Genomic DNA, 17,779 nt, shown 5'->3' on the forward strand with positions numbered 1-17,779 from the left:
CCCAGCGTGACTACGTCGCAAACGGCGACTACCTGATCACGCAGGTCGACGCAACTGGTGTTTACGGCTACCTGCAGGACAGTAACGGTGAACTGGACACCAGCGAAGGCCTCTCGCTCAACTACACGCGGCAGAACACTGGTCCGTTCGACAATCCGGAAGGATTCAACCTCTCCGATGTTGGTGCCAGTAACTACACGATCTACGAAGACGCTGATTCCGGATCGTTCTACGTGATCTTCGACACCTCAGACGTCAGCCAGTTTGACGGTGGCGAAGCGTGGAACGCCGAATTCAAGATCGACAGCGGGAACGACTTCATCGACAACGACGAAGACCCAGAGACCATCGACACTGACTTCGACGTTGAAGCCCCCGCACTCGAACTGGTCGGCAACTACAACGACGACGACCGACTGCAGGTCTCGAACAGCGCAGAATCCGAGATCACTGCAGAAACGAACGTCGCGCCCGGCACGACCGGCAGCTACTACATCCGCTTCCAGACGGAAGTCTACGAGGCAGAGGGCACCGTTGGAGACGACGGCATGATCTCCGAATCGTTCGACTTCAGCGACCGTAGCGAAGGTGACGAACTCAAAACAGTTCGTGTTCGAACCACTCTCGCCGAGGACGCACCCAGTGGTATCATCGTCCCTGCTGAAGCCGAACCACAGCCTGACATCTCCGTCGAGGGAGAACTCTCTTCCTCTGAGGTTATGGTTGGCGACGACGCCACGCTCGACGTGACCGTCTCCAACGACGGCGACGCCGCAGGTACTGTCGACTTCCACATCGACGTCGACGGCGAGACCGTCCAGCAGGAATCGATCACTGTCGAAGCTGGTGACACGTTCGAAGCCAGCTACGACGAATTCGACACCAGCTCCGCAGGCAACATCAGCTGGGAAGCCCACGCTGGTAACGCCACGGACTCCGGTACGCTGACCGTCAGCGATTCCGACGGCTCCGACGGTTCCGACGGTAGTGACGGATCTGACGGCTCCGACGGTTCCGACGGTAGTGACGGATCCGACGGTTCCGACGGTGACGACGGCTCCGACGGTAGTGACGGATCCGACGGTTCCGACGGTGACGACGATGGCACGCCCGGCTTCGGTGTCGGCGTCGCTCTCGTCGCACTCCTCGGCGCTGCCATGCTGGCACTCCGCCGCCAGAACTAAACTGTCGAACTACCGGCCTCCGCCGGCCCTAATTTCCGCGGTTTCTTTTATCGGACGCTACACCGACCAGCGACAGCCACTGGTGCGGACCTCCTCGAGCCAACTCTGACACCGCTCGGACACGCACTCGTATCAATGCGAAGCGTAGCTCTGCGGGGGGACGAGACACTGGACTCGAGTCACGAACCGGTGCCGACGATGCGTTCGATGAGGCGCAGTTCCGACTCCTCTCGACGCGAGTCCGTCTGAGGTAGCGCTGATCGCTGCTCGAACTGACGCGATCGAGCGCTCGAGCGGACGAACCCGAAGACGAGCGATCGCTCCGTCTCGGCGTGCAATGGTATCGGGTGAGAGGACTCGAGAACGCAGTTCGTCTGGAGCGAATCGAATGCCCCGTTCGGCCGAACGAGAGCCAAAATCAGGTGTGACAGAACCGAGAGCCGTTCTCCCGCTCGAGAAACCTCAGTCGTCCGCGGCCGCCGGCTCCACTTCCTCGACGCTCGAGTCGGCTCGCTCGAGGTCTTCCAGATACTCGTCGGCGTCCAGCGCGGCCTTCGACCCCATCCCGGCCGCGGTCACGGCCTGCTGGTAGTGGTAGTCGACGACGTCGCCGGCGCCGAAAATGCCCTCGACGTGGGTCGCGGTCTGCCCGCCGCCCTCGCCGCCTTTGGTCTTGAGGTAGCCCTCGTCGTCCATCTCGACGCCGGTGTCTGCGAGGTAGTCGGTGTTGGGGGTGTGGCCGATGGCGAAGAAGACCGCGCCGACGTCGAACTCGAACTCGTCGGTCTCAGGATCCTCGAGGCGGTCGGTGGGATGGCCCTTGTCGTTTTCGACGAGCGTGACGTGGTCGACGCCGCCTTCCCGCGAGCCGTGGATCTCGGTCAGTTCGGTGTTTTTCATGATCTCGATCTCGCCGTCGTCGACCTTCTCGTGGACCCGGTCGATCCAGTAGTCCTCCGCGCGGAACTCCTCGCGGCGGTGGGCGATGTAGACGGTGTCGGCGAACTTCGTGAGGAAGGTGGCCTCCTCCATGGCGGCGTCGCCGCCGCCGACGACGAGCATGTCCTCCCCGCGGAAGAACGCGCCGTCACAGGTCGCACACGTCGAGAGCCCGTAGCCCATCAGTTCGTCCTCGCCGGGGACGCCGAGGGTGCGGGCGCTGGCACCCGACGCGGCGATAACGGCGTCGGCGGTGTAGACGTCGCCGTCCGCGAGTTCGACTCGGAAGGGGCGACTCGAGTCGTCGATCGACTCGATGATGCCGTTTTTCAGTTCGGCACCGAACTGCGTGGCCTGCTCTTTCATGTTGTTGACCAGCTCCGGGCCGCCGATGCCGTCGGGGAAGCCGGGGTAGTTGGCGACGTCGGTGGTCAGGGTGAGCTGGCCGCCGGGCTCGTCGCCCTCGATGACTAGCGGCTCGTTGTTCGAGCGGCCGGCGTAGATCGCGGCGGTCAGCCCGGCGATTCCGGTCCCGGCGATGATCATCGTGCGGTGCTCGACGATTTCGCCGTTGCTCTCGTCGGCTATCCCGAGCTTCTCATCGAGTTCGCCGGTCTCGTTGAGCGCGCTGGTGTCGTCCCAGCCGCCGATGAGTTCGTCGTCGATGAACACTTCGGGGGCGGTCTTGCGGCCGTCAGCGCGCTCGACCATCTCCTCGAACAGATCGTCGTCGTTGGAAACGTTGTACGTCTCGTACTCGACGCCCTTGCTGTCGAAGAGGTCTTTAGCCTTCTCGCAGTACGGGCAGTCCGTTTTGGTATAGATCTCGACGCGTGGCTGGTCGCTCATGTCTCATGGTTCGAATAGAGTGCCTAAACCGCTTGCGCTCTCAGCAATCGCTCCCGCTTACTGTGACGGGTCCGCGGCGTCGTCCGCCGTCGTTGCACCCTCGACGAACTCGACGGAGACCGTCATCTCGCGGTCGGTTCTGTCCTCGAGCGCCGCCTGAAGCGATTCCGCGAGGGTGGGATAGGGTTGGTCCGCGGGCCGCTGGACGACGACCGTGACGCGCGTCTCGTCGCTAACGAGGCCGCCGTCGTTGAACTCGGTCCGTACCTCGACCAGTTCGAGTCCGTCGTACTCGTCGTCGCTCAAGACGGTTCTGACCTCGTCGTTCACCTCGTTGTCGAAGGCGACGTGGTGGCCGAGGACGATCCCGGCACCCGCGATAACGACCAGGAGGAGGACCACCACGACTGCGAGGGTACCGACGCGGTCCCGGGAGACGTTTCCGCGGAGCGTTCCCGCCGTCCAGTTCAGCGGTCGGTAGCCGAGGTAGACGAACACGGCGAACCCCGACAGCAGGATCGACGCGGCGTTGACAGTGACCAGAACGAAGGCCCCGAGGGAGACGGTCGCATGGCCCCACGCTAGCCCGATGCCGACCGCGGCGGCGGCCGGGATCAGCGCCACGGCGATCATCACGCCGACCAGCGAGACGGGGATCGCCGTCGCGAGGCCGAACGCGCCCGCTGCCCCCGCACAGAACCCGACGATGAGGGCGAGTAGGCCCGGCGAGATCCGGTTTTGAACCTGCGTGATGGCGGTGATGTCGATCGTCGAGGGAACGGCTCCGCTGAAGCGCACGAGCCAGGCGAACGCGAATGCGCTGACGATCGCGAGGACGAGTCCGATCGCCAGCGACGACAGTCCGCCGCGGACCATCTCACGGTCGTCGAGGACGAGCCCGACGGTGCCGGTGAGGGCCGCACTGACCTGCGGGGCGATGACCATCGACCCGACGACGATCGCGGGCGAGTCGAGCAACAGGCCCGCCGTCGCGACGATCGCGCTCAGGATCGTCATCGCGTAGTAGGTGAGACGGCTGGGGGTCATGTTCAACGCTCGCGTTCGAATCTCTTCGCGAGCGATGCTGTCGTCCGCCTCTTCCCCGTTAACGTACCGGTCCTCGAGTTGCTCTATTTTGGGGGTCCGAGCCGTCTCGATCGAGGAGACGACGATGAAGTCGTCGTCGATGCCGACCTCGCGCAACGACGTGAGCACGTGGTCGACGGCCTGGGTCGGGAGCGGAAACGTGACCAGATCGCCGTCCGACCGGCCACTGCTCTCGGCGGTCAACACGTAATCGATGTCTTCGCTTTCGAGTACCCGGAGCGCTTCGTCCCGCGTACCGTCCGGGACGAACACCTGGAGTAGTCGCACTCTCGAGGGAGACGTGCTATCGCGTGATACCTATGCGGCCGTTAATAAGCCGTGAAGTCCACGCTTCGCAGAGTATCGATTGCCGATCGGGGTCGAACCGACCGTCGCGTCGACGCGAGCTATCGGTACGCGTCGCATGAATTTCCGGTAGCGTGGTAGTCCGGTCGCGGCTATGCGTCCCCGGACGTGATAGTTTAAGAGAGTGCGGTGAGAGAGGCCGCATAATGGAGGCGGCTCTGTGGTACGTGCTGACCGGAACTCGCGGCGGCACGAACCGCGTACGCATCCTCAACGCGCTCGACGAACAACCGCGAAACGCGAATCAACTCGCAGAGTCGCTCGAGCTGGATTACAAGACGATCCGCCATCATCTCGACGTGCTCCTCGAGAACGACATCCTGACCAAAAGCGGGGAGGAGTACGGCGCGATTTACCTCCCGACGGACCGCACGCGCCGTCACTGGGAGACCGTCGAACAGATAATCGAGAAGGTGGAGTAACTATGGACGAATTTGGGAAAGAGTATATCGCACGCCGTTTCGAACGGAGGCATAGATGAGCACCTGGATCGTCGTTGCGAAGGCCGCAACTGCCCTCAACGTCGTGTTGTTGCTCGGACTCGGCTACATCTGGGGCCGCAACTACCTCACGTTCAAATCGAAGCATACGCTCGGCCTGCTCGTCTTCGCCGTCTTCTTGCTCCTCGAGAACGGGCTCGTGCTCTACTACTACCTGATCGATCCAACCCTCTCGGCGTGGTGGCACGACGAATCGCTGGTTCCGATGATCGTCTGGCAGACCCAGATGGCTATCAACGTCGCTCAGACGGCCGGCCTGTCCTTCCTGCTGTGGATCACGCTCGACTGAGGGCGCCGGTCCCGGACGGTCTGCTGTCAGTCAGTTCCGGCGCGACCGCAGGCCGGTTGCGGTCGCGACGGTAGATCGGGACAGCAAACCGTATTCACGCATCCGTTCTCGGCTCCCGTCCCTGTGATCGTTCGGCGACGAATCCCCGCGTCTCGATTTCGGTCAATTTCCCCTTCCGCGACTGGGAACGCTGGGAGTCACTGCTCGTCGTGACACGCTGAGAGACCGCTGTTCTGACGGCGGCGATCGATCGTCGACCCGTTACACCGATCGTCGAACGAACGGTTTCGGGTCGAATTTGGGCCCGAGTTCGGTCGAACTCCCACGGGAGTGCGGTCCGAGTTCGGAAAATCCTTTTTTAAGTATCTCGGGCAGTGTGGGCCATGCGCCAATACAGCGCAGTACTGATGGGAACCATCGTTTTGGTCAGCGCGATGCTGGCCGGGACGGCGGGTGCAGCCGGCGCGGCGAACGCGTCGGCAGCGACGGCACAGGAACACGACCACGCGGCAGTGAGTTTCGATACGCAGACGTCGGGCGGGTCGACCGTCGTCGTCGACGAAGTGACGCTCCCCGAGGGCGGCTTCGTGACGATCCACGATAGCTCGCTCGGCGACGGCGAGACGCTCGGTAGCGTCGTCGGCTCGAGCGCGTATCTCGAGGCCGGCACGCACGAAGACGTTACCGTCGAACTCGAGAAGCCGCTCTCCGAGGACGACACGCTGTTCGCGATGCCACACGTGGACAGCGACGACGATCGAGTGTACTCGTTCGTCTCGAGCAACGCCGAGGCTGACGGGCCCTACACTGCCGACGGAGACGTCGTGATGGAAAGCGCCGAAGTCACCGTCTCGGCCGACCTCGAAATGAGCGAGCAGCCGACGACCGGCGACAGCGTCGTCGTCGACCGCGTCGAACTCGCCGAGGGTGGTTTCGTGACGGTCCACGACAGCACCATCGCGGACGGTGCGGTCTTCGAGAGCATCCGCGGCACGAGCGCGTACCTCGAGGCCGGCGTTCACGAGAACGTCCGCGTTACCCTCGATGACCCGCTTGCGGACAACGAGACGGTGTACCCGATGGCACACCGTGACACGAACGACAACGAGACGTACGACTTCCCCGCGAGCGAGGGAGCCGATGACGGTCCGTACGCCAACGCCGACGGTGACCCGGTGATGGCCCCCACTGACGTGACGGTGAGCGAGGAGGCAACGGTTTCCTTCGACGCGCAGTCGTCCGGTGGCAGCTCCGTCGTCGTGGACGAGGTCTTCGTCCCCGAGGGCGGCTTCGTCACGATGCACGACAGCACGCTCGCGGACGGCGCGGTCTTCGAGAGCATCCGCGGTACGAGCGAGTCCCTCGAGGCGGGGCTCCACCGCGACGTCGTCGTCCACCTCGACGACGAACTCGCAGCGGACGACACGCTGTTCGGAATGGCACACCAGGATACGAACGACAACGACAAGTACGACTTCCCCGCGACTGAGGGCGAAGAAGACGGCCCGTACACCGCTGCTGGCGACATCGTGATGGACGGCGGCGAGGTGACGGTATCGGCCGCCGTCTCCGCCTCGGCGCAGGTGTCCGACGGCTACACCGTGACGATCGACCGCGTCGACCTCGCGGAGGGCGGCTTCGTGACCGTTCACGACGCGAGCCTCTTCGCAGGAGACGTCTTCGGTAGCGTCGTCGGCACGAGCGCGTATCTCGAAGCCGGCACGCACGAGAACGTCGAGATCACGCTCGACGAGTGCTTGACGGCCAGCCAGACGGTCGTTCCGATGGCGCATCAGGATACGAACGACAACAGCAAGTACGATTTCCCCGCCAGCGAAGGGGAAGAAGACGGCCCGTACACCGCGAACGGTGACGCCGTTGTGGACGCGGCCAAGCTGACCGTTCCGGCGACCGTCGACGCGAGCGACCAGCAAAGCGACGGTGAGACGATCACCGTCGACTCCGTGACGCTCCACGACGGCGGGTTCGTGACGATTCACGACAGCACCATCGCGGACGGTGCGGTCTTCGAGAGCATCCGCGGCACGAGCGCCTACCTCGGCCCCGGCACGCACGAGAACGTCGAAATTACCCTCGACGAGCCGATGACGGCTGACGACGACGTTTTTGCCATGGCGCATCTGGACACGAACGACGACGAGACGTACGACTTCCTCGAGAGCGAGGGTGCAGCCGACGGCCCCTACGCGGCTGCTACCGGGCCAGTCATGTCCGCAGCGAGCGTGACGGTCGACGGTGAGGACGCGGGCGGAGCGGACGACGAGCAGTCGATGGACGGGGAAACGGATGGCAACGAGACGGACGACGACAGCGTTCCCGGCTTCGGTATCGCCGCGGCGCTCGTCGCCCTGCTCGCCGCAGCGGGAATCGCTCGACGCACCGACTGAAACGGACCCGAGCGATTCGATCGGCGACCGGCCACCGTTTTGATCGCGATCGATCGAGACGACGCACTTACGGGCTCGAGCGACGAGGATCGACCATGGCTGCCGATCTCGAGGAGAAAACGGACCGCTACGGCGAGTTGCTCGCGGAGGCGCTCGAGGCCGCGTCGATCGCGCCGCCCGAGGGAACCCCGATGGCGGAAGCGGCCGCCGACTGCGAGGAGATGGCGTCCTCGTATCTCGAGGACGGGAACCACTTCCGGGAGCAGGGGGATCTCGTCAACGCGCTGGCGTCGTTTTCCTACGGGCACGCGTGGCTCGATGCGGGGGCCCGCGTCGGCCTGTTCGACGTGCCGACGGAGGGCCACCTCTTCACCGTCGAGTAGCGGAATCCGCCCGACGCCCGGGACCTGAATCGTGGCCCTGCTATTTCAAACGATTAATCACTATGTAACCGGAACATATATAACAGTAATTACGATCAGTTTATAAAGTAGGCGAAACCTTTATATGCTTTACGGCCTTACCCTATGTTAGCTGAGGCGACCGGGTTTCTTCTGGTTACCCCACCCGGGAGCCTTGAGTAACCCACCCGATACACCATGACAGATACGAACATTCGAACCTATACGAACGAACGGGAGCCCGAAACCGACGAGGAGGAAACCACGGCGGTATCGGACGAGCAGGAACACTGCCCGGAGTGTGGCGGCAGACTCGTCTCGGACGACGAGCACGCCGAGACCGTCTGTACGGACTGCGGCCTCGTCGTCGAGGAAGACGAGATCGACCGCGGCCCCGAATGGCGCGCGTTCGATGCCAGCGAGAAAGACGAGAAGTCCCGCGTCGGCGCGCCGACGACGAACATGATGCACGATCAGGGACTCTCGACGAACATCGGCTGGCAGGACAAGGACGCCTACGGCCGCGCGCTCTCGAGCCGCCAGCGCCAGAAGATGCAGCGCCTGCGCACCTGGAACGAGCGATTCCGCACCCGAGACTCCAAGGAGCGAAACCTGAAGCAGGCCCTGGGCGAGATCGACCGGATGGCGAGCGCGCTCGGCCTGCCGGAGAACGTCCGCGAAACCGCCAGCGTCATCTACCGCCGCGCGCTCGAGGAGGACCTGCTTCCGGGGCGCTCGATCGAGGGCGTCGCGACGGCGTCGCTGTACGCGTCCGCCCGCCAGGCCGGCACGCCGCGGAGCCTCGACGAGATCTCGGCCGTCTCCCGCGTCGAGAAGATGGAACTGACCCGCACCTACCGCTACATCATTCGGGAACTCGGCCTCGAGGTCAAGCCGGCCGATCCCGAACACTACGTCCCCCGGTTCGTCAGCGATCTCGATCTCTCCGACGAGACCGAGCGGATGGCCCGGGAGCTGCTCGAGTCGGCTCGGCAGGAGGGCGTCCACAGCGGCAAGTCGCCGGTCGGTCTCGCGGCCGCCTCGGTGTACGCCGCCGCCCTGTTGACCAACGAGAAGGTCACCCAGAACGAGGTCAGCGAGGTCGCCAGCATCTCCGAAGTCACCATCCGGAACCGCTACAAGGAACTGCTCGAGGCGTCGGACACGGCCGCACCCGCGTAAACCCGAAACCGACGACCGAACCGCCGGTTAACGGCTGTCATCTGTCGCGTCGTACCGACGCGGGTGGTGCGTTCGATCGATCGAGACTGCGACAACGTTTTTGATCCCTCGTGTGAACATGTGTAGCATGGATAAAACGACCGTCCAGCTGTTGTGTCCCGAATGTACGAAAGACTGGCAGGTTTCTCCGGACGAACTCCCGACGCCAGCCGAAATGTTTCACTGTCCGAACTGTCACGCCTCTCATCGTACTGCCGAATTCATGCGGACGGATCGCGATCTCCAGACGTTGAAACAGCTCGGATAGCGCGGTCGAACTGCATTTTCGCTTCTGGGGGCCGGATGTAGGCACCCGCTACCGTTCGTCTGTAGCCTCTCAGAAACTATATCGAAAGACGCTGTTACGACCGTAAACAACCGCATACCCTGCGCCAGTCATCCGGTCCTCTCACGTAGGCTCCGCATTCGAATCGTCTCCGTCGATGACACACCAGTCGGCCGACACGGGTCGCGTGTTAACGCAACTCAAGATAATAATATAACCCTGCAGTGGGTAGGAGAGGATGGTATGAAGAAGCAGGAGCTCATTCACCTTCACGGCCTTCTCGCGGAGGTATCCAATCAGTGTGCAGAGTGGGATAACTGTGAAATCGATCTCGGCGAGTACGAAGCCAAGGGGATTCGACCGACATCGATCCACAAATCGAAAACAGATCATAAAGCCGCCGTTTTTGCGCTCGCTGGGGGAATCACGATGAACATGCAGGAAGGTGAGCAGGAAGAAGCCGTCGCCGCAACTGCGGACTGAGATTCTCGTCGTATCCTTCGACCATCGATACCGTCGACTGGCAAGACTCGACGCAGCGATCGCTGCTCGAGGCGTTCCTCACCGGTGACGTGGGAAGCTGTCGATGACCGATTCGGTACTAAACGGGGACCGAGCGGCGGGTGTACTCGTTACTCGACCAGGTCCTCGAACTCGGGGAGGATCTCGTCGTCCGCGTCGTCCTCGGTGGTGTCGTCCTCGTCGGCGTCGCCGGCCGAATCCGCGGCCGTCGACTCGTCGTCGGCCGGTTCGTCCGCGTCCTCGTCGTCTTCCAGAACCTCGATGTGCAAGACCTCGAGCGGGATGTTCTCGAGGAGCTGGCCGATTTCCTTTCGTGCGATCCGAGAGGCGTGCTCCTCGCGCTCGACGTTGAAGACGGTCATCTCCAACTCGAGCGCGACGAGCGCTTCGTCGGCCGCGATAAACGCGGGGGGGAGCTCCTCTCCCGACGGCGAGGTGCGCTCGCCCATGTTGATCTCGACGTAGTTCAGGTCAGGGTTCAACATCTCACCCGTCTTCGAGATGGCGATACGAATCGCCTCGTCCGCCGTTTCGACGTCGAAGACCGGCACGGCAGCTTCGACCACAACCCTGCAATCCATACGCACACATTGCATCGCCTCCAGTAAGAAGGTTCGCCCCACGACGGGACTATCGCCGCGCGGCTGGCGGGCGCGGATCTCCGACCGGGACGGCCCGAGCGTCGTTCGAAAGGCAAAGGGCCCGCGGGACCCAAGTCGCGATCGAATGGAAACGGGGACGATCCCACTCGACGAACTCGCCGGCGGACTCGATCTGTACCGGACCCTCGAGAGCGGCCAGAGCTACCTCTGGCGGCGCGACGACGGTGAGATGTACACCGACGCGCCGGCACCCGGCGCGTGGTACTCGACGGTCGTCGGCAGTTCCGATTCCGCACCCGGCAACGCGGACGCCGCCACCGGCTCCGCCGGTGACGTGATCCGCGTCCGGGTCCGCGACGGCGCCCTCGAGTGGCAGTCGACGACCGACGCCGAACCGGCCGTGCGCCGGTTATTGCGCCTGGACGACGACCTCGAGGCGATCGTCGCGGCCGGACCGGACGATCCGCTGCTCCGCGAGGCGTACGAGGCCCACCGCGGAATGCGACTCGTCGCGGATCCGCCCTTCGGCTGTCTGATCTCGTTTATCTGCTCGGCCCAGATGCGCGTCGGACGGATTCACACGATGGTCTCGACGCTGGCCCGCGAGTACGGCGACGAGATCGATTTCGACGGCGAGACGTATCACGCGTTTCCGACGCCGGAACAGCTCGCGACCGCGACCGAAGCCGAACTTCGAGAGCTCGGGCTGGGATACCGCGCTCCCTACGTCGTCCGGACCGCCGAGATGGTCGCGACCGGCGATGGGCACCCGGCCGAGGCGCGGGACCTTCCGTACGAGGACGCGCGGGAGTACCTGACGCGGTTCGTCGGCGTCGGCGACAAGGTGGCCGACTGCGTGCTCCTCTTCTCGCTGGACTTCGACGAGGCGGTCCCGCTCGACACCTGGCTCAAGTCGGCGGTCGAGGAGTACTATCCCGACTGCGACCGCGGGACCTACGTCGAGACCTCGCGGGCCCTTCGCGAACGGCTCGGGGGCGAGTACGCGGGGTACGCCCAGACCTACGTCTTTCATCATCTCCGAACCGGCGCGTGAGCGGGTCCTCATCGCCGAACGAGGTACTCGGCGCAATCGTTTGAGAGTGAGCGCCGAGCACGGGGTCGCCGACTACTCCTCGTAGTCCTCGCGGCCGGTCACGGCCCAGTAGGCCTGCGAAACGAGCGTGATCGCGAAGATGACGACGAGCCCTCCGGCGACCCAGACCGCGACCCGTTCGTCGAGCAGGTAGTACGTCAGCGCGCTCGCACCGACGACGAACAGCACCGCACCGACGAGCAACTCGAGCAACTCCCGAACCGACGCACGGCTACTCGAGACGGCGAGATACTCCTCCTCGAAGCGGTCGATGATACCCATTAGCAGAACTCCTCGAGCGTGGTCTGGTCTCGTTTCAGCGGCCGCGCCCGATACCCGTGTTCGGTCGCGAGGTGATCGGCGAACGCCTCGTCGAAGCCGTGATTGGTGTAGACGACCTCGGGGTCGATCGCTCGAACCGTCGCGACGAGTTCGTCGAAGTCGCAATGGTCGGTCAGCGGGAAGGTGACGTCGTAGTTCCCCCGGTACAGGAAGGAGTCGTCGACGGCCCACCCGGAGAAGCCGGCTTTCACTCCGCCTTCGCGGTCGACGGCCGTCTCGACCCAGTCGGATCGAGCGTGGTTCGAGGGGAGGATCACGATCTCGTCGGTCAGCCCGCGCAGCGAGTCGTAGCGCTCGCCCGGGAACTCGAGGTCACCGTCTGTCGCCGTTTCGATGGCCCGATTCACGTCGCGAATCGACTCGGAAACCAGAATCTCGCGGCCGTCGTCGCCGGTCGCCTCGCGGGCGATCCACTGCAGTTTCTGGGAGCGACCGAGCGAGTAGCCGAACAGGAAGCACGGCCGGTCGTCGGTATCGCGGAGCCAATCTGCAATCTCGGCCTCGAGACGTTCCTGCGGCGGGAACCGGTACGTCGGCAGCCCGTAGGTGGTCTCCATGACGAGCGCGTCCGCGTCGACCGCGTACGGGTCGAACCCCTCGAGGTAGCACCGGTCTCGCGTCGAGAAGTCGCCGGTGTAGCAGTAGCGCTGCGGGGCGTCGGCCGCGTTCCGGTGGCTGCCTCCGTCCGCTCCGGCGGCGGCCTCGAGGTCGATAATCGCTGCGCGGGAGCCGACGACGTGGCCGGCCGGGACGAGTTCGATACCGGGCGCGCGCTCGGCGAACGCAAAGCGGGAGCCGGTTCTGGCCTCGGCGATCGCCGCCGTTTCGACCGAACAGACGATCGTCTCCGGCGCCGTCCGGAACGTGTGATCGGCGTGGGCGTGGCTCACCACGTTGACTCCCCCGACGGCGCTGCGGGCGTCGGCGACGACGCGCGCCTCGCCGTCCTCGCTCTCGAAGTGAATGCCGTCTCGATGCCGTACGGTCACTGGATTGGCTTGGGGCTCGAGAACCGTCCCGTTGTCGCTTCGTCGCCCGGTTCCCTCGACGGTCATCTCTCGGACACCTCAGTAGCGAATCTCGAACCCGTCTTCCCCCTGAGGGTCCTCGTAGTCGGCCTCGACGCGCTCGACATCGGCCGCGGGACTACCCTCGTGACACCACTCGATCATCGATTCGACCGCGGCTTCGGAGCCCTCGAAGACCGCCTCGACGCGACCGTCCTCGAGGTTTCGAACCCAGCCGTCGACGCCCTCGTCGCGGGCCGTATCGCGGGTGTTCGCCCGGTAGTAAACGCCCTGTACCTTCCCCGAGACGAAGACGTGTGCGCGGGTTCGGTCCGTCATATGCGAGGCATCGACCGCAACCGCCAAAAATCCGAGTCCGCTCGAGTCGCGGGCGACCGTCACGGCAGCACTCGACGACTGCCGATTCCGTTCAGAACTCTGTGCCGCGTCGCGCCCGCTGCCCGTCGTCGATCGGGTGTTTCTCCTTTCGGACGTTCGTGATCAGGTCGGCGCGATCCGCCAGATACGACGGCTCGGAGTGGCTGCCCGACAGCACGAGTTCGAGGCCGTCCGGCTTCGCGTCGATGAGCTCGTGTACGTCCGATTCGGAGAGCAGCCCGCGATCCGCGGCGTAGAGGATTTCGTCGAGGATCAGCATGTGGACGCCCGCTTCCGGCTCCGCGTCGAGATCGATCGGTTCGTCGCGGTCGGCCGCTCCCGCCGCCTCGAGTAGCTCGCGGGCGCGCTCGAGGCCGGCCTGCGCTTCGGCAGCGTGGTCCGCCTCGTCGCTGCCGTCAGCCATCCCGTGCCAGCCGTAGTGGCCGAGGTTCTCGTAGCTCAGCCCGGGAAGTGCGGCGATCGCGTTGTACTCGCCGCGCACCGCGTCGACGCTCGAGGCCCCGCCCTTCATGAACTGGAGCATGTGAACGCGGTAGCCGTGGCCCGCGGCGCGCACTCCCATGCCGAGCGTCGCGGTCGTCTTCCCCTTCCCGTCGCCCCACCAGACCTGGACGAGGCCGAACTCCTCGGGTGCGGCCGGCTCGATCCGCTCGGCTTCCGGCGTCCGTCCCTGTCCCGGCGTGTTGTCGATCGGTGAGTCCGATCTTCGGTCGTCGCTCATACGCGATCGGTCGAACCGAGCGTACATGTAGTTGGTCCACTCGGCGCGTGTCGATAGCGTGACACCCCTAATCAAACGTGTCTTGAGGGCTCGCTCCTAACCTGCGGTCAGCCAATGTCTCTCGAGTTCTCGTCGTCCGACGATGCCCCCGCCTTCGAGCGCGTGATCGCCGCGCTCGACGACGGGTCCTGTCGGGAGATCATCGCGGTGCTCGAGGAGCCGATGACCGTCCCCGACATCGCCGAGGCGACGGACCGTCCGCTCTCGACGACGTATCGCAAACTCGACGCCCTGACCGAGGCCGGACTGGTCACGGAGACCGTCGGCGTCCGTCACGGCGGCCATCAGCGGTCACGGTACGTCGCCAACCTGGACCGGATCTCGATCGGACTCGACGACGACAACGAGTTGCGCGCCGATATCGATCGGGCGGCCGAGCTGGATATCTGGTCCGACGCGAAACGAGAGTTCTGAACGCGCCGCTTCGTGCGCTCCGCTCTCCGGGATCCTCGGGACCGGCGTCTCGGCTTCCCGACCGTGAACGCGATCCCCCTATCGGTCGACGAGGTCCTCGTCCGTCGGTCCCTGCCCGTCGAACCGGCGGACGAACTCGTCGAGCCGTGCGGGATCCGATGCGCCCGGTAGCCGACACTCCGCGGTCTCACAGTCGGCGTCGACCCCGAGCCGGTCGCAGACGAGATCGGCGGTCGCCTCGGCCATCCGGCGGTAGGTCGTCAGCTTCCCGCCGACGACGCTACAGCAGTTTTCGACGCCCTCGTCGGCGTGCTCGAGCAGGTGGAACCCTCTCGAGATGCCGCGACCGCCGCGAGCGGCCTCGTCGGGTTCGTACAGCGGGCGGACGCCCCACCACGTTCGAACACGCTCGCTCTCGGCGACCGACGGGAGCATCGCCGCGCACTCCTCGACCGTCCGTTCGATCTCCCAGTCGGCCCGCTCGTAGTCGTCCGGATCGTCGACCGGTACGCTCGTCGTCCCGAGGACGGCCTCGCCGTCGTGGGGGACGACGATGTCCCCGTCGTCGGGCTCGCGGCAGCGATTCACTACCGGCTCGAGGCCGTCGTATTCGACCGAGACCATGACGCCGCGGGTCGGTCGCATCGAGACGGAGACGCCGGCCATATCGGCGACGCGGCCCGCGTGGGGACCGGTCGCGTTCACGACGTATCGCGGCCGGAGCGTGTCGCCGGCGTCGCCGCCGAGCGTGACGGCCGTCACCCGGTCGTCCTCGACGGTCATCGACGTGACCGGTGCGTGCGTGCGGACTCGAGCGCCGTGCTCGCTGGCGTCGGCCGCGTTGGCGGCGACTAGCCGGGAGGGAGCGACGACCGCGTCCGGGACCCGCATGGCCCGTTCGACATCCGCGGCGAGGGTCGGAACCGCCTCGCGGGCGCTCTCGCCGTCGATCACGTCGGTCGAAATCCCGACGTCTTCGCAGGCGTCGCACTTCGCGTCGAAGTAGGTCGGATCGTCGTTGGACAGTTGCACGAACAGCCCTCCCGTGTCCCGGAGACAGTCGCCGGCGATGTCCCGGAGGATGCGGTTCTCCTCGAGGCACGCTCGCGCCTCCGGCCCGTCGGCCTCGGCGTAGCGAGCGCCGCTGTGGAGCAGGCCGTGCGACCGCCCCGAGGTGCCCGACGACAGGCCACCTCGCTCGGCGAGCGTGACGTCGACGCTTCGCAGCGCCAGGTCTCTGGCGATTCCCGTTCCGGTCGCACCGCCTCCGATGACGAGAACGTCCGTTCGATCGTCCATAGTCGAACGACGGGCCCCGAACGGACGTACCTTTCACTGTTCGAGGGACGGCGGGCTCGGTTGCGACGGACCGGACGCGTACGAAGAAGGGGAACGACGGGTCGACATCGGGTTCGACGGGTGGCGACTCGAGAATCGACGACGCCGGCGTTACGGGCTATAGTCGGGCGACTGCGCCTCGATCGTGTCCGCGACGTTCTCGAGTTCCTCGCCGATCGTCGCGACCAGGTCGTCCAGCGTCGCGATGCCCGCCAGTTCGCCGTCGTCGTCGACGACCGGGAAGCGGCGGACGTTGTTGTCCCGGATCGCCTCCGAGATCGTGACCGGATCATCGTTCTCGTGGACCGTGACCGGGTTTTCGGTCATCACCTCGTCGACCGATACCGACCCGACGTCGTCGTAGTCGGGGATCGCCAGCGCCGCGTCGCGGTCGGTGATCATCCCGACCGGTTCGTCGTTTTCGGTGACGACGATCGAACCGACGTTCTCCTCCTCGAGCGCCTCCGCGATCTCCTCGAGTTCGCTGTCTGGACTCGTCGTAACGACGTCTTGGGGACCGAGTTTGCCGACGGACATAATTCGGTTCGAACGACTTCCCGACCGCTATTCAAACGACTCCTTTCACACGAAACGGATGACGGAAGATTCGGAATCGGGCCTCAGATCCGCACTCGACGCCGTCGGACCGCCCTCGAAATCCGACGAAACGGCTCTCCTCACCGGTAGCCCAGCACTCGGAGTTTCTCCGTCACCTCTTCCTCGTCCATTCGCGCGGACTCGATCGGCGCCTCCGCGACGATCCGTCGGCGATCGTCCGCGTCGACGACGTGCCACGGCACTCGTCGTAACTGCTCCGCCGCCAGGTACTCGAAGTGGCCGTACTTTCGGCTCGTGAAGGGGAGCAGCCGTTCGCCGAGCAGTTCGCCGTGATCGGCCGAGACGACGGCCTTCCCGTCCAGTTCTCGAATCAATCGGTCGACGAACGGAAGGACGATCTCGAGGTTCTCCACGTACGCGCGACGCAGATCGGCGACGTCGATATCGAATTCCTCGTTCTCGATTATCTCGTACAGTTGGACGTTCAACGCGCCGAAGCGATCGCCCCGGCCGCCGCGCGAAAGCGACGCGAGGTCGCCCTCGGCGGCGATCCGCTGGTAGATCTCGAGGCCGGTCCGTCCGATGAGCGGGACGTGGGGCTGGAGGAAATGGACGATCAATCGCTTGTTCGGGTGTTTCTCGTGGGCCTCGAGCGCTCGCTCGACGACCGTTTCCGGATCGATCGCGTAACTGTCTTCCAACACCTCGGGATTCAGGACGTCGCTCGCGTCGACGGCCGACGACTCCGCGACCGGTTCCGGCGGTACCGGATAGATCGCGTGAAACACGTCGTCTCCGATATCGGCCGTGAAGGCGTTCCCGCTCACGTAGACGGTGTCGTGGTGCTGTTTCCCCGCGAAGTTCGCGTCGATCCACCCCGGGCTGCTCGAGCCGGCGGACAGCCGGGACTCGAGGGTCCCGTCGATTCGATTCCGCGCGGCGAAGGCGTCGTACCGGCAGGCGTCGAGGACGATGAGCGTGTCCCAGTCTTCGGCCATGATATCGATGCCGCTCCCGTGACGGAGTTCGAAGACGGTCCGGTGGGCCGACCAGAGGTACTTGCAGAGCTCCGTCCAGACGAGTTCCGGGTTTCGGACCCCCCTGCGGACGCTCCGTAGCGAGTATTTCGTGAACGGCATTCGTACGCTAGACGTTGCGAAAAAGTCTCAAATAACGCCGGGGTGGTCGGCTGCT

General features: G+C 64.8%; 20 protein-coding genes. 10 read left to right on the plus strand and 10 right to left on the minus strand.

What is annotated here, in order from left to right; translation table 11 throughout:
• Positions 1-1,184 (plus strand): BGTF surface domain-containing protein (locus AC0QDI_RS00005; RefSeq protein WP_474664003.1); only part of this gene is annotated, 1,184 nt, incomplete at its 5' end.
• A 462-nt stretch (positions 1,185-1,646) separates the two neighbouring features.
• Here the strand turns inward: AC0QDI_RS00005 and AC0QDI_RS00010 are convergent.
• Together AC0QDI_RS00010 and AC0QDI_RS00015 are read right to left on the minus strand one after the other, a co-directional pair.
• Positions 1,647-2,972 (minus strand): FAD-dependent oxidoreductase, encoded by a 1,326-nt coding sequence (locus AC0QDI_RS00010; RefSeq protein WP_474664005.1) that lies wholly within the window; start codon positions 2,970-2,972, stop codon positions 1,647-1,649.
• A 57-nt stretch (positions 2,973-3,029) separates the two neighbouring features.
• On the minus strand, positions 3,030-4,346 hold the full coding sequence (locus tag AC0QDI_RS00015) for a DUF389 domain-containing protein (protein ID WP_474664007.1): 1,317 nt from the start codon (positions 4,344-4,346) through the stop codon (positions 3,030-3,032).
• A 224-nt stretch (positions 4,347-4,570) separates the two neighbouring features.
• Here AC0QDI_RS00015 and AC0QDI_RS00020 point away from each other — a divergent pair, with 224 nt between their 5' ends.
• The 7 genes from AC0QDI_RS00020 (at position 4,571) to AC0QDI_RS00050 (ending at position 10,012) form a co-directional block, all read left to right on the plus strand.
• Positions 4,571-4,846, plus strand: coding sequence for an ArsR/SmtB family transcription factor (locus AC0QDI_RS00020; RefSeq protein WP_474664009.1), 276 nt, complete (start codon positions 4,571-4,573; stop codon positions 4,844-4,846).
• A 55-nt stretch (positions 4,847-4,901) separates the two neighbouring features.
• The gene (locus AC0QDI_RS00025) at positions 4,902-5,213 is read left to right on the plus strand and encodes a DUF8036 family membrane protein (protein ID WP_474664011.1); all 312 of its coding nucleotides are present in this window, start codon (positions 4,902-4,904) and stop codon (positions 5,211-5,213) included.
• Positions 5,214-5,647: 434 nt separating this feature from the next.
• The gene (locus AC0QDI_RS00030; RefSeq protein ID WP_474665630.1) at positions 5,648-7,621 is read left to right on the plus strand and encodes a DUF7282 domain-containing protein; all 1,974 of its coding nucleotides are present in this window, start codon (positions 5,648-5,650) and stop codon (positions 7,619-7,621) included.
• 95 nt (positions 7,622-7,716) lie between these two features.
• A complete protein-coding gene (locus AC0QDI_RS00035; RefSeq protein ID WP_474664013.1) occupies positions 7,717-8,004 on the plus strand; it encodes a DUF357 domain-containing protein in 288 nt (95 codons plus the stop codon).
• A 216-nt stretch (positions 8,005-8,220) separates the two neighbouring features.
• Positions 8,221-9,204 carry a transcription initiation factor IIB gene (locus AC0QDI_RS00040; RefSeq protein WP_474664015.1) on the plus strand — a complete coding sequence of 328 codons (984 nt, stop codon included), beginning with the start codon at positions 8,221-8,223 and terminating at the stop codon, positions 9,202-9,204.
• A 127-nt stretch (positions 9,205-9,331) separates the two neighbouring features.
• Positions 9,332-9,511 carry a DUF7836 family putative zinc-binding protein gene (locus AC0QDI_RS00045; RefSeq protein WP_098726156.1) on the plus strand — a complete coding sequence of 60 codons (180 nt, stop codon included), beginning with the start codon at positions 9,332-9,334 and terminating at the stop codon, positions 9,509-9,511.
• Positions 9,512-9,772: 261 nt separating this feature from the next.
• Entirely contained in the window at positions 9,773-10,012 is a 240-nt protein-coding gene (locus AC0QDI_RS00050; RefSeq protein WP_474664017.1) for a UPF0058 family protein, read from the plus strand.
• Positions 10,013-10,161: 149 nt separating this feature from the next.
• Here AC0QDI_RS00050 and AC0QDI_RS00055 read toward each other — a convergent pair whose 3' ends face one another.
• A complete protein-coding gene (locus AC0QDI_RS00055) occupies positions 10,162-10,632 on the minus strand; it encodes a DUF555 domain-containing protein (protein WP_474664019.1) in 471 nt (156 codons plus the stop codon).
• Between the two features lie 145 nt (positions 10,633-10,777).
• Here AC0QDI_RS00055 and AC0QDI_RS00060 point away from each other — a divergent pair, with 145 nt between their 5' ends.
• Positions 10,778-11,707, plus strand: a complete 930-nt coding sequence (locus AC0QDI_RS00060) for a DNA-3-methyladenine glycosylase family protein (protein WP_474664021.1) — start codon at positions 10,778-10,780, stop codon at positions 11,705-11,707.
• A 72-nt stretch (positions 11,708-11,779) separates the two neighbouring features.
• On the opposite strand, the gene AC0QDI_RS00065 is transcribed toward AC0QDI_RS00060, so the two are convergent.
• The 4 genes from AC0QDI_RS00065 to AC0QDI_RS00080 form a co-directional block, all read right to left on the minus strand.
• Positions 11,780-12,028 (minus strand): hypothetical protein, encoded by a 249-nt coding sequence (locus AC0QDI_RS00065; protein WP_474664023.1) that lies wholly within the window; start codon positions 12,026-12,028, stop codon positions 11,780-11,782.
• Positions 12,028-13,143 (minus strand): MBL fold metallo-hydrolase, encoded by a 1,116-nt coding sequence (locus AC0QDI_RS00070; RefSeq protein ID WP_474664025.1) that lies wholly within the window; start codon positions 13,141-13,143, stop codon positions 12,028-12,030. The genes AC0QDI_RS00065 and AC0QDI_RS00070 overlap by 1 nt, the downstream gene beginning before the upstream one ends.
• A gap of 12 nt (positions 13,144-13,155) precedes the next feature.
• Complete coding sequence (locus AC0QDI_RS00075) at positions 13,156-13,434, minus strand: acylphosphatase (RefSeq protein ID WP_474664027.1); 279 nt, start codon at positions 13,432-13,434, stop codon at positions 13,156-13,158.
• 91 nt (positions 13,435-13,525) lie between these two features.
• On the minus strand, positions 13,526-14,215 hold the full coding sequence (locus AC0QDI_RS00080; RefSeq protein ID WP_474664029.1) for a cob(I)yrinic acid a,c-diamide adenosyltransferase: 690 nt from the start codon (positions 14,213-14,215) through the stop codon (positions 13,526-13,528).
• Between the two features lie 114 nt (positions 14,216-14,329).
• On the opposite strand from AC0QDI_RS00080, the gene AC0QDI_RS00085 reads away from it, so the two are divergent.
• On the plus strand, positions 14,330-14,689 hold the full coding sequence (locus AC0QDI_RS00085; RefSeq protein WP_474664031.1) for a helix-turn-helix domain-containing protein: 360 nt from the start codon (positions 14,330-14,332) through the stop codon (positions 14,687-14,689).
• 78 nt (positions 14,690-14,767) lie between these two features.
• On the opposite strand, the gene AC0QDI_RS00090 is transcribed toward AC0QDI_RS00085, so the two are convergent.
• The 3 genes from AC0QDI_RS00090 to AC0QDI_RS00100 all read right to left on the minus strand — a co-directional run bounded on the left by AC0QDI_RS00090 (position 14,768) and on the right by AC0QDI_RS00100 (position 17,724).
• Positions 14,768-15,988 (minus strand): FAD-dependent oxidoreductase, encoded by a 1,221-nt coding sequence (locus AC0QDI_RS00090; RefSeq protein ID WP_474664033.1) that lies wholly within the window; start codon positions 15,986-15,988, stop codon positions 14,768-14,770.
• Positions 15,989-16,138: 150 nt separating this feature from the next.
• Entirely contained in the window at positions 16,139-16,564 is a 426-nt protein-coding gene (locus tag AC0QDI_RS00095) for a CBS domain-containing protein (RefSeq protein WP_474664035.1), read from the minus strand.
• A gap of 140 nt (positions 16,565-16,704) precedes the next feature.
• Positions 16,705-17,724, minus strand: coding sequence for a hypothetical protein (locus tag AC0QDI_RS00100; RefSeq protein WP_474664037.1), 1,020 nt, complete (start codon positions 17,722-17,724; stop codon positions 16,705-16,707).
• Positions 17,725-17,779: the final 55 nt, after the last annotated feature.

The organism is Natrinema sp. LJW11, from assembly GCF_056135975.1.

Coding starts and splice junctions, on each gene's coding strand:
- AC0QDI_RS00025 (WP_474664011.1), top strand. CDS start 4,902: ATGAGCACCTGGATCGTCGTTGCGAAGGCCGCAACTGCCCTCAACGTC.
- AC0QDI_RS00045 (WP_098726156.1), top strand. CDS start 9,332: ATGGATAAAACGACCGTCCAGCTGTTGTGTCCCGAATGTACGAAAGAC.
- AC0QDI_RS00055 (WP_474664019.1), bottom strand. CDS start 10,632: ATGGATTGCAGGGTTGTGGTCGAAGCTGCCGTGCCGGTCTTCGACGTC.
- AC0QDI_RS00040 (WP_474664015.1), top strand. CDS start 8,221: ATGACAGATACGAACATTCGAACCTATACGAACGAACGGGAGCCCGAA.
- AC0QDI_RS00060 (WP_474664021.1), top strand. CDS start 10,778: ATGGAAACGGGGACGATCCCACTCGACGAACTCGCCGGCGGACTCGAT.
- AC0QDI_RS00080 (WP_474664029.1), bottom strand. CDS start 14,215: ATGAGCGACGACCGAAGATCGGACTCACCGATCGACAACACGCCGGGA.
- AC0QDI_RS00090 (WP_474664033.1), bottom strand. CDS start 15,988: ATGGACGATCGAACGGACGTTCTCGTCATCGGAGGCGGTGCGACCGGA.
- AC0QDI_RS00035 (WP_474664013.1), top strand. CDS start 7,717: ATGGCTGCCGATCTCGAGGAGAAAACGGACCGCTACGGCGAGTTGCTC.
- AC0QDI_RS00010 (WP_474664005.1), bottom strand. CDS start 2,972: ATGAGCGACCAGCCACGCGTCGAGATCTATACCAAAACGGACTGCCCG.
- AC0QDI_RS00075 (WP_474664027.1), bottom strand. CDS start 13,434: ATGACGGACCGAACCCGCGCACACGTCTTCGTCTCGGGGAAGGTACAG.
- AC0QDI_RS00085 (WP_474664031.1), top strand. CDS start 14,330: ATGTCTCTCGAGTTCTCGTCGTCCGACGATGCCCCCGCCTTCGAGCGC.
- AC0QDI_RS00020 (WP_474664009.1), top strand. CDS start 4,571: ATGGAGGCGGCTCTGTGGTACGTGCTGACCGGAACTCGCGGCGGCACG.
- AC0QDI_RS00030 (WP_474665630.1), top strand. CDS start 5,648: ATGCTGGCCGGGACGGCGGGTGCAGCCGGCGCGGCGAACGCGTCGGCA.
- AC0QDI_RS00100 (WP_474664037.1), bottom strand. CDS start 17,724: ATGCCGTTCACGAAATACTCGCTACGGAGCGTCCGCAGGGGGGTCCGA.
- AC0QDI_RS00095 (WP_474664035.1), bottom strand. CDS start 16,564: ATGTCCGTCGGCAAACTCGGTCCCCAAGACGTCGTTACGACGAGTCCA.
- AC0QDI_RS00070 (WP_474664025.1), bottom strand. CDS start 13,143: ATGACCGTCGAGGGAACCGGGCGACGAAGCGACAACGGGACGGTTCTC.
- AC0QDI_RS00065 (WP_474664023.1), bottom strand. CDS start 12,028: ATGGGTATCATCGACCGCTTCGAGGAGGAGTATCTCGCCGTCTCGAGT.
- AC0QDI_RS00050 (WP_474664017.1), top strand. CDS start 9,773: ATGAAGAAGCAGGAGCTCATTCACCTTCACGGCCTTCTCGCGGAGGTA.